Annotated in this window: 19 protein-coding genes; all 19 read left to right on the top strand. The window is 45.2% G+C overall.

Translation table 11 applies throughout. The annotated features are described in order from the left end of the window. Window positions 1–18 precede the first annotated feature (18 nt). Window positions 19–690 (top strand): RadC family protein, encoded by a 672-nt coding sequence (radC, locus tag ACUB3H_RS01955; protein WP_459128969.1) that lies wholly within the window; start codon window positions 19–21, stop codon window positions 688–690. Window positions 691–718: 28 nt separating this feature from the next. After that, a complete protein-coding gene (locus tag ACUB3H_RS01950; protein WP_459128968.1) occupies window positions 719–1,207 on the top strand; it encodes a hypothetical protein in 489 nt (162 codons plus the stop codon). After that, window positions 1,200–3,011 carry a TIGR03960 family B12-binding radical SAM protein gene (locus ACUB3H_RS01945; RefSeq protein ID WP_459128967.1) on the top strand — a complete coding sequence of 604 codons (1,812 nt, stop codon included), beginning with the start codon at window positions 1,200–1,202 and terminating at the stop codon, window positions 3,009–3,011. Before ACUB3H_RS01950 ends, ACUB3H_RS01945 begins: the two co-directional genes overlap by 8 nt. Beyond that, the gene (locus tag ACUB3H_RS01940) at window positions 2,989–3,606 is read left to right on the top strand and encodes a TIGR03936 family radical SAM-associated protein (RefSeq protein WP_459128966.1); all 618 of its coding nucleotides are present in this window, start codon (window positions 2,989–2,991) and stop codon (window positions 3,604–3,606) included. The genes ACUB3H_RS01945 and ACUB3H_RS01940 overlap by 23 nt, the downstream gene beginning before the upstream one ends. Next, window positions 3,594–4,679, top strand: coding sequence for a ribonuclease E/G (locus tag ACUB3H_RS01935; RefSeq protein ID WP_459128965.1), 1,086 nt, complete (start codon window positions 3,594–3,596; stop codon window positions 4,677–4,679). Before ACUB3H_RS01940 ends, ACUB3H_RS01935 begins: the two co-directional genes overlap by 13 nt. Before the next feature lie 9 nt (window positions 4,680–4,688). Next, window positions 4,689–5,168 carry a GNAT family N-acetyltransferase gene (locus tag ACUB3H_RS01930; protein ID WP_459128964.1) on the top strand — a complete coding sequence of 160 codons (480 nt, stop codon included), beginning with the start codon at window positions 4,689–4,691 and terminating at the stop codon, window positions 5,166–5,168. Further along, window positions 5,155–5,886 (top strand): tRNA pseudouridine(38-40) synthase TruA, encoded by a 732-nt coding sequence (gene truA, locus ACUB3H_RS01925; RefSeq protein WP_459129839.1) that lies wholly within the window; start codon window positions 5,155–5,157, stop codon window positions 5,884–5,886. Before ACUB3H_RS01930 ends, truA begins: the two co-directional genes overlap by 14 nt. Window positions 5,887–5,994: 108 nt before the next feature. Beyond that, window positions 5,995–6,306, top strand: a complete 312-nt coding sequence (gene rplU / locus ACUB3H_RS01920; protein ID WP_459128963.1) for a 50S ribosomal protein L21 — start codon at window positions 5,995–5,997, stop codon at window positions 6,304–6,306. Next, a complete protein-coding gene (locus ACUB3H_RS01915; protein WP_459128962.1) occupies window positions 6,306–6,629 on the top strand; it encodes a ribosomal-processing cysteine protease Prp in 324 nt (107 codons plus the stop codon). The genes rplU and ACUB3H_RS01915 overlap by 1 nt, the downstream gene beginning before the upstream one ends. Window position 6,630: 1 nt before the next feature. Next, window positions 6,631–6,915, top strand: a complete 285-nt coding sequence (rpmA, locus tag ACUB3H_RS01910; protein ID WP_459128961.1) for a 50S ribosomal protein L27 — start codon at window positions 6,631–6,633, stop codon at window positions 6,913–6,915. A gap of 55 nt (window positions 6,916–6,970) precedes the next feature. Then, on the top strand, window positions 6,971–8,236 hold the full coding sequence (obgE, locus tag ACUB3H_RS01905) for a GTPase ObgE (RefSeq protein ID WP_459128960.1): 1,266 nt from the start codon (window positions 6,971–6,973) through the stop codon (window positions 8,234–8,236). Between the two features lies 1 nt (window position 8,237). Next, entirely contained in the window at window positions 8,238–8,546 is a 309-nt protein-coding gene (locus ACUB3H_RS01900) for a YhbY family RNA-binding protein (protein ID WP_459128959.1), read from the top strand. Then, window positions 8,537–9,169 (top strand): nicotinate-nucleotide adenylyltransferase, encoded by a 633-nt coding sequence (gene nadD, locus ACUB3H_RS01895; RefSeq protein ID WP_459128958.1) that lies wholly within the window; start codon window positions 8,537–8,539, stop codon window positions 9,167–9,169. Before ACUB3H_RS01900 ends, nadD begins: the two co-directional genes overlap by 10 nt. Then, window positions 9,138–9,641 (top strand): bis(5'-nucleosyl)-tetraphosphatase (symmetrical) YqeK, encoded by a 504-nt coding sequence (gene yqeK, locus ACUB3H_RS01890; protein ID WP_459128957.1) that lies wholly within the window; start codon window positions 9,138–9,140, stop codon window positions 9,639–9,641. Before nadD ends, yqeK begins: the two co-directional genes overlap by 32 nt. A gap of 9 nt (window positions 9,642–9,650) precedes the next feature. Further along, on the top strand, window positions 9,651–9,986 hold the full coding sequence (gene rsfS / locus ACUB3H_RS01885) for a ribosome silencing factor (RefSeq protein ID WP_459128956.1): 336 nt from the start codon (window positions 9,651–9,653) through the stop codon (window positions 9,984–9,986). Continuing rightward, complete coding sequence (locus ACUB3H_RS01880; RefSeq protein WP_459128955.1) at window positions 9,967–10,221, top strand: hypothetical protein; 255 nt, start codon at window positions 9,967–9,969, stop codon at window positions 10,219–10,221. The genes rsfS and ACUB3H_RS01880 overlap by 20 nt, the downstream gene beginning before the upstream one ends. 2 nt (window positions 10,222–10,223) lie before the next feature. Continuing rightward, on the top strand, window positions 10,224–11,165 hold the full coding sequence (locus tag ACUB3H_RS01875) for a YihY/virulence factor BrkB family protein (RefSeq protein ID WP_459128954.1): 942 nt from the start codon (window positions 10,224–10,226) through the stop codon (window positions 11,163–11,165). Further along, window positions 11,155–11,649 carry a YajQ family cyclic di-GMP-binding protein gene (locus tag ACUB3H_RS01870; protein WP_459128953.1) on the top strand — a complete coding sequence of 165 codons (495 nt, stop codon included), beginning with the start codon at window positions 11,155–11,157 and terminating at the stop codon, window positions 11,647–11,649. The genes ACUB3H_RS01875 and ACUB3H_RS01870 overlap by 11 nt, the downstream gene beginning before the upstream one ends. Before the next feature lie 267 nt (window positions 11,650–11,916). Further along, window positions 11,917–14,319 carry a leucine--tRNA ligase gene (leuS, locus tag ACUB3H_RS01865; RefSeq protein ID WP_459128952.1) on the top strand — a complete coding sequence of 801 codons (2,403 nt, stop codon included), beginning with the start codon at window positions 11,917–11,919 and terminating at the stop codon, window positions 14,317–14,319. Window positions 14,320–14,331: the final 12 nt, after the last annotated feature.

The following is a 14,331-nucleotide window of genomic DNA, read 5'->3' as shown; positions in this document are numbered from 1 at the left end:
CTCAGTGTAGGAGGAGTTATGTTAAAGGATTTATTACCACTTGAAAGACCACGTGAAAAGCTGAGTCACTTTGGCGTGAGTTCCTTGTCGAACGCCGAGCTCATCGCCGTTTTACTTCGAACGGGAAGCAAAGAAGAAAACGTCGTACAGCAGGCGACGAGGCTACTCTTTGAATCAGGAGGCTTTGAAGCGCTCTCTCAAAAGAGCCTCGTAGAGCTTCAAGCCATCAAAGGCATCGGCCTTTCAAAAGCCAGTGCCATTCAATGTGCCTTTGAGCTTTCAAGAAGAAGCATTGCAAGTGTTTCTGATAAAAGGGTGCACATCGATAATCCCGACTGTGTCTATGAGCTCTTAAAGGGAAAGCTCGTGAGCAAAACGCGAGAAGTCTTTGTCGTCCTTCAGCTCAACACGAAAAATGACGTCGTCTTTCAAGAGATTATTTCGGAAGGCACGTTAAATAGCTCTCTCGTACACCCTAGAGAAGTCTTTCAATCGGCCATCCGTAATGGTGCGTGTTCGATACTCGTTTGTCACAACCACCCTTCTGGCGATGCGACGCCTTCTGAAGAGGATATTCTCATCACGAAGAGACTCAAGGAAGCAGGGGAATTACTAGGGATCGCCCTCATCGATCACGTGATCATTGCCAAAAGCCAAAGCTGGTCATTTCGAGCTCACGGAATGCTTTAAAAAATGATATAATGAGCGCGGAGGAATTATGGAAATACTACTTCCCATCCTATTATTGGCCTTCTCTATGGCCTTTCTTTTTTATGCGAGCCGTTTCTTAAAGGAACGCGTTCCCAAAGACACCATCACTCATCAAGGCGTGAAACGACTGCTCGTTTGGGCATTTACGATCGTCATGCCTTTTGTCATTTTGGCTTATTATGAGCGTGGCTTTCAAACGACTGTTCAGATGATTGTCTTTGTCTTATTAAATGTCATTCAGGTGATGCTCCTTTATTCGAGCTTAGAATCGATTCGCTTTCGCATTCGCTACGATTCAAAGGGCTTTTATTACCGAAGTCTCTTCTTTCGAGAAAAATACTTCACTTACAGTCAAGTTCAATCTGCAATATCCGTTGGCCTTAGAAAAAAGAGCATGGTAGAAATCCGCATGGAATCGGGTGAACGCATCTATCTTTCGAGTGATATGGTCCATACCGATGACTTCTTAGATTACATTGGAGGTAGCGATGTATGATCAAATTTTAAAACAAGTAGAAAAACCGAGTCGCTACATGGGAGGAGAGATTCATTCCGTCGTCAAAGAAGATTACGACGTCCATTTTCTCTTCGCTTTTCCTGACCTCTATGAAGTGGGCATGAGCCACCTCGGGATGCACATTCTCTATCAGTTATTAAATAGTGACCCATCGGTCTACTGCGAGCGCGTCTTTGCACCGCAGACCGACATGGCACGCTTTATTGAAGAAAAAAAGACTGATTATGTGAGCCTTGAGACGCATACGCCTTTAAAGGAATTCGACATCATCGGTTTTACCCTACAGTATGAAATGAGTTATACCACGGTTCTTTGGATGCTCGAGCTCGCAGGGATCCCGATCCGTTCAGCTGATCGTTCTGAAGACGATCCCTTAATCATTGCAGGAGGGCCGAATACCTCAAACCCTGAACCGATGTACCGCTTCTTCGACCTCTTTGTCATCGGTGAAGGAGAGGAACTGACCTTAGATCTTATTAAGCTCTATAAAGAGTCAAAGAGTAAAGACGAATTTCTAGAGCGTGCATCGAAGCTAAGAGGTGTCTACGTTCCGAAGTTTTACGAAGAAAAAATGGATGGGGAGAGACTCATCGGTTATGTGTCTAAAAACGGAGCACCACTTCCCATTCAAAAGGCCTTTTTAAAGGACCTTAAAGGCTCCTTTTATCCAGAGAAACTCATCGTTCCCTATATGGACATCGTTCATAATCGTGGTGTCATGGAGATCTTTAGGGGCTGCACGAAAGGCTGTCGATTCTGTCAAGCAGGCATGATCTATCGGCCCGTAAGAGAGCGTTCGAAAGAGGAGATTAAGGAATCGATCTCGTCCATCATGCGAAGTGGTGGTTACCGAGAGTTTTCCCTCTCAAGCCTTTCGACACTCGACTATTCGGAAATTGAAACGCTCGTCGATGAGCTCGCAGCAGAGTATCACGGCGATGAAGTGAATATCTCACTACCTTCTTTGAGACTCGACTCCTTTAGTCTAAGAGTCCTTGAAAAGGTTGCCAAGGTTCGTAAGAGTTCTTTGACCTTTGCACCCGAAGCGGGAACGCAAAGACTTCGCGATACGATCAATAAAAACGTCACCGATGAACTCATCACTTCAACATTAAGAAGAGTCTTTGATCTCGGTTGGCAAAAGGTGAAGCTATACTTCATTCTAGGCCTTCCCACAGAAGGCTTTGAAGACGTTCAAGGCATTGAAAAAATCGCGAAAGATTTACGCACCCTTTACTACGAAGACGGTCATACGTTACCACTTACGATCACCGTCAGTACATCAAGTCTCGTTCCCAAGCCCTTTACGCCCTTCCAGTGGGTGAAGCAGGAGACGGAAGAGGTGCTCTCCATTCGTCAAGAGTACTTAAAAAAGCACCTTCGTGGAAAGGATCTCCGTTATCTCTATCACGACATTCATACGACCAATATCGAAGGCATCCTCGCTCGCGGTTCGAGAAAGACAGCTGACATCATCGAGAGCGTCTTTAAAAAGGGAGCGTATCTTGAAGGCTGGAATGAGCACTTCAGCTATGAGCGTTGGATGGAAGCGCTCGATGAATGTGGAATGACACTCGAGATGTGCTTAAAAGAGCGCGAACTCGATGAGTTTTTACCTTGGGATATTCTCGATGTAGGTGTTACGAAAGATTATCTTAAAAAGGAGTACGAAAAGGCACTCCGCCACGAGACAACAGGTGATTGTCGTGAGCATTGTAATGGCTGTGGTGTGAATCAGCCGAAGTTTGGAGGAATCTGCTTTGAAGCTAAGAATACGCTATAGTAAATGTGGACGCATGCAGTTTCTTTCTCACCTCGAGCTCATCAACATGCTAGAGCAATTATTTCGAAGGAATCAAATTCCTCTTCGCTATACAGAAGGCTTTAATCCGAGAGTCGACCTCTCCTTTGCCCTGCCACTTCCTGTAGGGATTCAGTCGACGATGGGAATTGTCGATGTCGAGTGTCTCGATGTGGCCCCGTCGAAGTTTTTAGAACTACACTGTGTTCCGGAAGGCTTTTCGATCGATGAAGTGAAGATCACAGAAGATGGACCGCTTATGAATAAAGTTTGCATGGCATCCTACTACTTCTTTGGAGACTTAGATCGAATCGAAGAGGCACTAAAAAAAGAAGAGCTGCCCTATTTAAAGAAGACGAAAAGAGGACAGAAAACGGTCGATGCGAAGGAACTCATTGTTTCTTCTGAGAGACGTTCCGACTGCTATGTCTGTACCTTCTATGCCGGTCAAGAAAGAAACTTAAAAGCCATCGATTTCCTTCGAGCCATTTCGGATGACATGAGTGTTCAAGCATCCTACGATGTTGTCCAATTTGACCTCCTCGATGAGGAAGGAGTCTCCCTATGGAAACGATAAATTATCAGACGCCATCGATTCATCGCCACCTCACCTTTGATGACGGGGAACTCATAAAAGCGAGCTACTTCCGAAAAGGTGGAGTCGAAGTAGGAATGGTCTTTCTCGGAAGAGTTGAGGCCTACCATTCAGCCATGAAGGGCTATTTTGTTGAACTTTCCATTGGTCGAAATGGCCTCTATCAGTCGGACGAGAAGCTCCAAATCGGCTCCCATTATCTCTTTGAAGTGCGAAAGGTGCAGTCAGGAAAGCAGCCACTTCTTTCAAGACGCATCGGACTTGTAGGTAAGTACGTCATCTACAGACCCTTTCAACCGACGGGTGCGAGCGAATCCTTAAGTGAAGAGACGAGAAAGCATCTTTTGAAGCAAGGATACGAACACGTCTTTTTCCGTTCTGAGTGCGATCAAGTGAGCTTCTTTGAAGTCGAACGCGAGATCGAAGAATTATCGAAGATCTACGAAGAGATGGAGCGCATCGAAAAATTTGATCGAAAAGCAAAGCTTCTCTATGAACCAAGGCAAAACGACCCTTCTTGGGACGACGCGAGCATCATGGAATTTGAAGAAGAAATTGTTCGCTTCAGGCAGCCCTTTGTCATCTACGACGACGTTCGAATCGACATCGATGAAACGCGCGTAGGACTCGTCCTAGACGTCAACAGTTCTTCCTTTGAAGGGGATCACAACGAAGCCAACCTCATCGCCTTGGAATTTGTAAAAAAAATGCTCGTCGTGATGAATGTCGGTGGTATCGTCTTAGTAGACCTCATCGGTAGTGACATTCCTAAAGAAGTTCTAGAGCCCTTAAAGGCAGATAGAAGAAACCGCATCGTAAGCCTTTCGGAACTCGGAATCTTAGAAATCTCAAGAAAACGAGAGGGCTTAAGTATGTTCGATTTAAGTCGCACTGAGGTTCTAGCCGATTACATCAACTACCGCATTGAAAAAGCCCGTAAAGAAGGTGAAGAAGTACACTCCGTAACCGTCAGTAAGCGCTATGAAGGCATTGAAGAATTCCTTCAAGTTCCTGTCGACTATTCTGAAGTCTTTGGCTACTTCGCTATGCATTAAGGAGTTTTTATGTTTTCCATTCGAGAAGCAAAAAGAGAGGACACTGCTCTCATTCTTCAATTTATAAAAGGCCTTGCGCACTACGAAAAGATGGATAAAGACGTCGTCGCAACGGTAGAACTCTTAGAAAAGTGGATTTTCGACGAGAAAAAGGCAACCGTCCTCTTTCCAGAAGTCGATGGAAAAGCCGTTGGCTTTGCACTTTACTTTAATAACTTCAGTACCTTTGAAGGAAGAGCGGGCCTTTACCTCGAGGATCTCTACATCGATCCCGAATATCGAGGAAAGGGCTATGGCACAAGCGTCTTAAAGTACCTCGCTAAGCTCGCTGTAGAAAAAGGCTTGGGCCGCTTTGAGTGGGTCTGCCTCAACTGGAATAAGCCATCCTTAGAGCTCTATAAAAACCTAGGAGCCGTCGCTCACGATGAGTGGATCATCCACAGACTCGATGGGGAGCGTTTAAAGGCTTTTGCTCATGACGAACCTTAAGATCACCCTTAGCTACGAGGGAACGCGCTATAGTGGCTTTCAGCGGCAAGGAAATACGCAAAATACGATCCAAGCGAAGCTTGAAAATGTCCTCTCAAGAATCTTTGAGGAAGAGGTCGAGGTCGTAGGTTCTGGTAGAACGGATGCTGGCGTACATGCCTTAATGCAGGTAGTAAACGTAAAGACGAAACGAAGAGTTCCTGAGAATCTTTTCTCGCTTTTAAATGAATACCTACCAGAAGACATTCGTATCCAACAGATAGAAGAAGTCGATGAGCGCTTCCATGCACGCTTTCATGTAAAGAGTAAAACGTATCGCTACCTCATCGAAAGAGGGCCAGAAAACCCTCTTACAAGACGTTTTACGCTCCACGATGAAGAAACCATCGACGTGAGCAAGCTTAAAAAAGCGTCGAGTCTCTTTTTAGGAACACACGACTTTTTAAGTTATACCGATAATAAGCGATCAAAAAAGAGTACCGTTCGAACGATTCAAAAGATCTCCATTGAAGAGCAGGGAAGCCTTCTATCCCTTGAATTTACAGGAGACGGCTTCCTCTATCACATGATTCGACTCATCGTAGGAGATCTCTTACTCTTTTCTAAGGGAAAACTCTCACTCGAAGCCATTGAAGCCAAGCTTTGCCTGGAAGAAGGGGAGAGAAATCTAGCACCGAGTCATGGACTCACACTATTACGAGTAGAATATGATAAATAAAGCTTGCAAGCTTCGAGCTTTTAGTGTATTATCGTATGGTACCGCACGAAACTAGGTATTAAAGCATAGCACCAGTTAGGCGAGTCTTCGAAAAAAGGAGGGAAAACGATGTATGCAATTATTGAGACAGGCGGAAAGCAATATCGCGTAGCTCAGGGCGACGAGATTCAAATCGAGAAGCTACCTGGCGAAGAAGGCGATAGTGTTACGATCGATCGCGTCCTTGCAATCACAGCAGATGGCAAGACGAGCTTCGGTGCTCCGACCTTAGATGGTGCAAGTGTAACAGGTACGATCACAGCTCAAGGTAAACATAAGAAGGTCATCATCTTCAAGTATTTACCGAAGAAGGATTTTCGTAAGAAAAAAGGCCACCGTCAGCCATTTACATCTGTACGAATCGATTCAATCAATCTATAATGATTACCGTAACCTTTTACAGGCAAGGGGAATTCATCTATGGCTTTAAATCAACCGGTCACGCGTATTACGATGAGACGGGTAAGGATATCGTATGCGCAGGCGTCAGTGCCGTGCTCTTCAGCGTCGCAGAGACACTCGAAGAAGACTACGATGTCCGAGTAAAGATCGATGATACAAAAGGCTCCTTGTCCGTGAAATTTAAATCGGATACATTTCAGAATGAAATCGTACAGGCCATCTTCCGTGTCGCCTTAAAGGGCATGGAAGGAATCGAACGAGAATATTCACAATTTATCGAATTAAAGAGTAAGGAGGAATAACATGTTAAAATTCAATCTTCAACTCTTTGCTTCTAAAAAGGGAGTCGGTTCTTCAAAGAACGGCCGTGACTCTGAGGCGAAACGCCTTGGTGTTAAGGCTGGTGACGGACAAGTTGTTACAGCTGGAAGCATCATCGTGCGTCAGCGTGGCACCAAGATTCACCCAGGTCTAAACGTAGGCCGTGGTGGAGATGACACCTTATTTGCTCTCATCGAAGGCGTTGTTCGCTTTGAGGCAAAGGGCAGAGACAAGAAAAAAGTCAGCGTATATCAAGTAGAACAATAAAAAGAAAGTGATATCACTTTCTTTTTTTCGTGGGTATCTAAGAGGGGGAGGCACTATGTTTATCGATCGAGCAGAGATCCATATTAAAGCAGGTAACGGTGGCAACGGCTCCGTTAGCTTCAGAAGAGAAAAATACGAACCAGAAGGTGGACCGAATGGCGGTGATGGCGGTAAAGGTGGCGATGTCGTCTTTGTCGTAGATACTGGCATGAATACACTCATGGACTTTCGTTATAAAAGCCACTATAAAGCAGAGGCCGGAGAAGACGGCCAGAAGTCAAACTGCTATGGAAAAAAAGGAAACGACCTCATCGTACGCGTTCCTCAAGGAACGCTCGTCTACGAAAAGGAGACGATGAAGCTCTTAGCCGATCTTTCAGAGCGCGAGAGTAGAGCTGTCATTGCTCGAGGTGGAAGAGGCGGTAAAGGAAACTGGCACTTCCGTACGAGTGTGCGTCAAGCGCCGGACTTCGCTCAGCCCGGTGGCATCGGTCAAGAGTTCGATGTCGTGCTAGAACTTAAGAGCATCGCAGACGTAGGTCTCGTTGGCTTTCCTAACGCTGGAAAGAGCTCCCTTTTAGCTCATGTGACAAAGGCGAGACCGAAGGTCGCAAATTATCCTTTTACGACGCTTACACCGAACCTCGGTGTGGTTGAAGAAATTCCAACCAAAAGCTTTGTCATGGCAGATATTCCAGGAATCATCGAGGGAGCGAGCCAAGGTGTTGGCTTAGGTTTCGATTTCCTAAGGCACATTGAACGTACACGCTACATCGTCTACGTCATCGATGTCTCGAGTGTTGAATTAGCACCCTTCGATGCTTTTGAAGTTTTAAGAAAAGAATTGGGAGAATTCAACCAAAAGCTCTTAGAGCGTGAATACACCGTTCTTATTAATAAAATTGACCTCATCTACGACCGCGAGGAACTCGAAGAGGTTAAAAAGCCCTTTACAGAAAAGGGAATCGATGTCCACTTCATCTCGACCGTAACCGGTGAGGGTGTCCACGAGGTCATGCGCCTCATTACGACCAAGCTCGATCACATAGAACCGATTGAGCTCTATGAAGAAACCGATTGGTATGAAGAGGAAGAACCCGATCAATCGATTGAAATTGAAGAATTAGAGGGTGAATTTGTCGTCACAGGTGCGCCTATCGATAGACTCTTACGTTCTACCAATTTCCAGAGCTATTCTTCGCTCATGCGTTTTCAGGTGACATTAGGCAAGCTCGGCGTCTACGACGAACTTCGAGCTAGAGGAATAAAGGAAGGCGATACAGTACGTGTTAAAGATTTCGCCTTTGAATATAAGGAGTAATATGTTAACAGGTAAGGAAAGAAGCTTTCTTAAGACGAAAGCCATGGATCTTAAGATGATCCTTCAAGTGGGAAAAAATGGAGCGACCGATAGCTTTTTAGAAGAAGCGAGTAAAGCACTCGACGATCATGAGCTCGTAAAGTTTGGCGTTCTCGATACAGCTGATCTCGACGTCAAGGAATGCGCCAATGAGATTGCAGAAAAGCTCGGTGCTGAGTTTGTCTCAGCCATCGGAAAGAAGTTCGTTTTGTACCGTCAAAGTGAACTCATTGAGCCTAAGGATAGGATCCATATACCAAAATGGAAATAAAGAAGCTTGCAGTATACGGAGGTAGCTTTGACCCTATACACATGGGTCATCTCATGATCGCAGAACAAGCGCGTGCAGAATATGGCATCGATAAGGTGCTCTTTATGCCTGCACTCCTTTCGCCTTTTAAAGAGAAGCAGACGACGACCGATGCTTCGGAAAGGGTCGAACTTGTTCGAGCAGCCACAGAAGAGAACGAATTCTTTGAAGTGAGCGATCTCGAGCTTCAGAGAAAGCCACCGAGTTATACGATCGATACCATTTTACTTTTAAAAGAGAAGTACCCTGATACCGAGATCTATTTTCTCATCGGAGCAGACAGCCTCTTTTTCTTAGAGAAGTGGATGACCTTTGAAAAGCTCTTTCAAGAAGTGATTTTTCTCGTCGCACCTAGACCAGGAAGTGACCTCGAGAGCGTAGAAGCTGAGATGAAACGCCTCATGGAGACGTATCCATCCGATTTTCGTCTCGTTCACTCCGCTTCCTGCGACATCTCCTCGACGCTCATTCGAAAGCGTCTCCAAGAAGGCCAAAGTGTGCGCTACTTACTACATGACAGAGTGCTTGCGATCATCCAGGAGAAGGGACTTTATGAAAAGGAAAGACGCTTACAACATCGCTAAGAGAGTACTGAATCAGGAACGCTTTCACCATTCGCTACGAACGGCCGAATGTGCGTTAAAGCTGGCCGATCTCTTTGGTGGAAATAAGAAGAAACTCTACATTGCAGCCATGCTTCACGATACCGGATACTTTGTCGCAAAGAGCAAGAAGGACCTTGCTTTAGCTCATGCGAGAATCAGTGAAATGTATGCTCGAAGAATCGGTATCCGAGATGAAAAGATTTTAGATGCCATTCGCTGGCATACGGTAGGTAAAGCCAACATGAGCAGGTTTTCAAAGATCATCTACCTCGCTGATGCCATCGAACCAGGTCGCCACTACGAGGGAGTCGATGAGATTCGAAAACTCGCTTGGAAGGACCTCGACCATGCACTCATCCGTTCTGTTGAATTACAGAAGAAGATGCTCAATAAAAAAGGCAAACGACTTTCTACTTATACCGTTAAGATGTACCACGATCTAAAGAAATGAGGAGGAAATTTGAATCCAATCGAACAGATGCTACAAAAGGTATGCGAATACTTAGATGAAAAGCAAGCGGAGAACATCAAGAGCTACAACCTCGAAGGAAGAGGCTCGATCACCGATTTTGTCATCATTACCAATGGAAAAAATGTCCGTCATCTACAAAGTCTCGCCGACGATGTCGTCGCACTTTGCATGAAAGACGGTTTTGAATTAAAAGGAATGGACGGCGTCGTCGAAAGCGGCTGGATCATCCTCGATTTTGCGGACTTCTTAGTCCACCTCTTTACAGAAGAAAAGCGCGACTTCTATTCCCTCGAAAGACTGTACGATGAACAAAATAAGCATTAGCTTAATTTTATTTCTTCTTCTTTCGGGATGCTCTTCCCAGGCGATTACGCTCGAATACAGCGATGAACCGTTAGAGCAAATTGAAGTTCAAATGAAAGCCAAATACCCAGAGCTTAAGGTCATTCGAAAGCTCGATAATGCACTCTTTCTAGAAACAAAGGATGCATTTATTTCTATTACAGAAAATGATCTCAACGATAAAGGAGCCTTTGCCATCGAATTTGACAGGAGGTGACAATGACTTTTCTTAAAGCGATGAACAAACGAATGAAAAAGGATCGGCTCGGTGAGGTATCCGCTCAGCTTGCGTACTACCTGATCTTTAGTTTCTTTCCTTTTTTAATCTTTGTCCTCATGCTCTTAAGCTTTACTCCGCTCGCATCGAGCGAGTCGCTTCAAGAGATTACATCCGTTCTTCCAAAGGACACAAAGACCCTCATCGAACCCATTCTCATAGGGCTTGTGAAGTCGAAGAGTGCCACGGTACTCGTTCTTAGCTTACTTCTATCACTCTGGAGCGGTTCGAACGGAATGGGAAACCTCGTGAGTGCGATAAAGGACGTCTTTCACGTAAAAAATGGGGAGAATACTATTCTTCAAAGGCTCAAGGCCCTTCTCTTTACCTTAGCCTTTGCCCTTCTCATAGGACTTAGTCTCTTGACTCAGGTGTTCGGGGATCAGATCCTAAAGATTCTTCCTTTGGGGTCTCTTGGAACTCTCTTAAAAAGCATCGTACCCCTTAGCTTTTTAACCCTTGGCTTTTCGTGCTTTTATTACTTTGGCGTAGGAGATCGATCGTGTCTTCGCTTTAAAGATAGTCTCTTTGGAGGACTCTTTTCTGCCGTTTTATGGAGCTTAATGAGCTTCTTATTTAGTCTTTACGTCAACCACTTTGGAAATTACCAGAATACGTATGGCTCCATCGGAGGCATCATTATTCTTTTAACCTGGCTCTACTTAAGCGCCTTTGTGATCATGCTGGGAGCCGAATTTATCGTCGTAAGAAGGGATCTAAAGGATCCTATATCCATACCAACCGAAACCGAGCGCCCTCTTGAAGTTATCGAGAAAGTGCGTTATGATGGTGCATCAAAGAGGACGATCGTCATTTTTACAGTCCTCGGCACACTCGTCGGTTGGATCATAAAAAGTATGCTAGGAGGAAAACATGGCAAGTAAAGATGCATCGTTTGACATCGTAAGTACCGTTGAGCTTCAAGAGGTTGATAATGCGATCTCTCAAGCACTGAAGGAGCTCTCGAATCGCTTTGACTTAAAAGGAACGAATTCTACGATCGAACGCAAGGATTATACGATTACGATCAATTCGCAAGACGACTTCAGCGTAAAGCAAGTCATCGACATCCTTGAACTTCGACTTTCTTCAAGAAAGGTTCCACTAAAGGCTCTCACCTACGGAAAGATCGAAAATGCCCTCGGTCAACGTGCGAAAGTCACGATCGACCTCAGTAATGGCTTGACACAGGAACAGGCGAAGAAGCTCACTGCTCTCATTAAAGCATCCAAGCTCAAGGTTCAAGCGACCATTCAAGGTGACACCGTACGCGTCAGTGGAAAGAGCAGAGATGATCTTCAAACGGTCATTCAACTCATTCGAGATGAAGACCTTGATTTCAACACTCAATTTGTAAATTATCGTTAAAAAGAGGTGAAGACCTCTTTTTTCCTTTTCAAGGGACATCTAGTGTGCTAGAATAGAACCAGTTTCATACTTTAGGAGTAGTACGAGAGAACCCTTTCAAAGAGAGTGGCAGGTTGCTGAGATGCCATAGAGGAAGCTCTCCGAACTCGCCTCTCGATGGTTCGTCTCCGTTATCAGACTTCAAGTGGACTTTGGTCAAAAAGGGTGGTACCGCGGTTACATCGCCCCTTTGTTCAGGTCCTTTTTTATTTTTTAAGAGGAGGTACGATGGATAAGTACAATTTCAATGTAATCGAAAAAAAGTGGCAAAAAATTTGGGAAGAGGAGAAGACCTTCCACGTAGAGCTCGACGATAAGAAGCCGAAGAAATATTTCCTAATCGAGTTTCCCTATCCTTCTGGTCAAGGACTACACATCGGTCATCCAAGACCTTACACATTCCTAGACATCTTAGCGAGAAAACATCGCCGCATGGGAGAGAATGTGCTCTTTCCTATGGGCTTCGATGCCTTTGGTCTACCGACAGAAAACTATGCGATTAAAAACAAGGTGCATCCAGAGATCGTAACAAAGCAAAATATCGAGCGCTTTACAAAGCAGCTTAAAAGCCTCGGTCTTAGCTTCGACTGGGACCGCGTCATTAATACCACCGACCCTGAATACTACAAATGGACACAGTGGATCTTTTTAAAACTCTACGAGCACGGCCTTGCTTATAAGAGCAAGATGAACATCAACTGGTGTCCTTCTTGTAAGGTAGGTCTTGCGAATGAAGAGGTCGTCTCAGGCTGCTGTGAACGCTGTGGCCATGAGGTCGAAAGAAGAGACAAAGAGCAGTGGATGCTCGCTATTACAAAGTATGCAGAGCGTCTCATTCAGGATCTCGAAGGTCTCGATTTCCCAGAGCGCGTAAAAGCTCAACAGATCAACTGGATCGGTAAGAGCGAGGGAGCGAGGATCTTCTTTAAACTTAAGGGAACAGAGGATCTCTTAGAGGTCTTCTCAACGCGCCCCGACACCATTTACGGTGCCACCTACATGGTCGTTGCTCCAGAGCATCCGATCATTGAAAAGTATCAAGATTCCATTAATAACCTCGAAGAGGTACGTGACTATCAACACGAAGCCAAGCATAAGAGTGACTTCGAACGCACACAGCTCGTAAAAGAAAAGACGGGTGTTAAGCTCGATGGAGTGGCTGCGATTAACCCCGTTACAGAAAAAGAAATTCCGATCTTTATCTCCGACTACGTCATGATGGAATACGGAACAGGTGCCATCATGGCCGTTCCTGCTCACGACGAAAGAGACCACGAGTTCGCGAAAAAATTTGGCGCCGAGATCATTGAAGTCGTAAGTGGAGGAGACGTAGAGAAGGAAGCTTACACAGGAGATGGACTGCTTGTAAATAGTCCACTTATTAATGGTCTAAATGTTGAAGAAGCCAAGGAAAAGATGCTTCAATTCATGGAAGAAAAGGGCATCGGCGAGCGCAAGGTTCAGTATAAGCTTCGCGACTGGGTCTTCAGTCGCCAACGTTACTGGGGAGAACCGATTCCGATCATTCACTGCCCACACTGTGGAAAGGTTGCGCTTAAAGAAGAGGATCTTCCACTCGTTCTTCCTGAGGTTTCAAGCTATGAACCGGCAGACGACGGATCTTCACCGCTTTCAAAGATCGATTCCTGGGTCAATGTAAAGTGTCCGAAGTGCGGAGCCGATGCAAAACGCGAGACCGACACGATGCCACAATGGGCAGGAAGTAGCTGGTATTATCTACGCTACTTAGATCCTAAGAACAGTGAAGCCCTCGCTTCAAAGGAAGCTTTAAAATACTGGATGAACGTCGACTGGTACAACGGAGGTATGGAGCATACGACACTTCACCTTCTGTACTCACGCTTCTGGCATAAGTTCCTCTACGACATCGGTGTCGTTCTCGAAAAGGAACCTTATCAAAAGCGTACCTCTCACGGCTTTATCCTAGGCTCTAACGGTGAAAAGATGTCTAAGAGCCGTGGAAACGTCTTAAATCCAGACGATTACGTGGAAAACTACGGTGCCGATGCACTAAGAGCTTACGAGATGTTTATCGGAGACTTTGAAAAGGCTGTCGCATGGAGCGATGAAGGACTCATGGGTACAAAGAAGTTCTTAGATCGCGTTTGGTTTGCCTTTGAAAAGGTTGATCCAACCATCACTGGCTACCGAAAGGAAAACGAAGTTCTCATCCATCAGACGATTGAAAAGGTGACAAAGGACTTTGAAAACCTAAAGGCCAATACGGCGATCGCTCAGATGATGACACTCCTAAACGAGTACTACAAACTCGATTCCATCGGTATCGATGAGTACCACGTGCTCCTAAGCCTCTTAAACCCTGTCGCTCCACACCTCACAGAAGAGTTAAACGAGATGCTTAAGCGTCCACGTCTAGCAGAGACCCCTTGGCCAACGTACGATCCCGATAAGACGATCGAGGACATGGTAGAACTACCTGTTCAGGTGAACGGTAAGGTTCGCTTTAAGGTGACTGTAGGTAGAGGACTCGATCAAGATGCTGTTCGAAGCATTGTAGAACAAAATGAAAACTATGATTCCTATGTAAAGGGAGAAGTGAAGAAGTTCATTCTGATCCCTGATAAGCTCGTAAGTATCGTAGTAAAATAAAGAGAACGCAGC

It is taken from the genome of Guggenheimella bovis (assembly GCF_054492335.1).
Note: the sequence above shows the minus strand (reverse complement) of the source record. Positions and strands in the feature narration are given on the sequence as shown.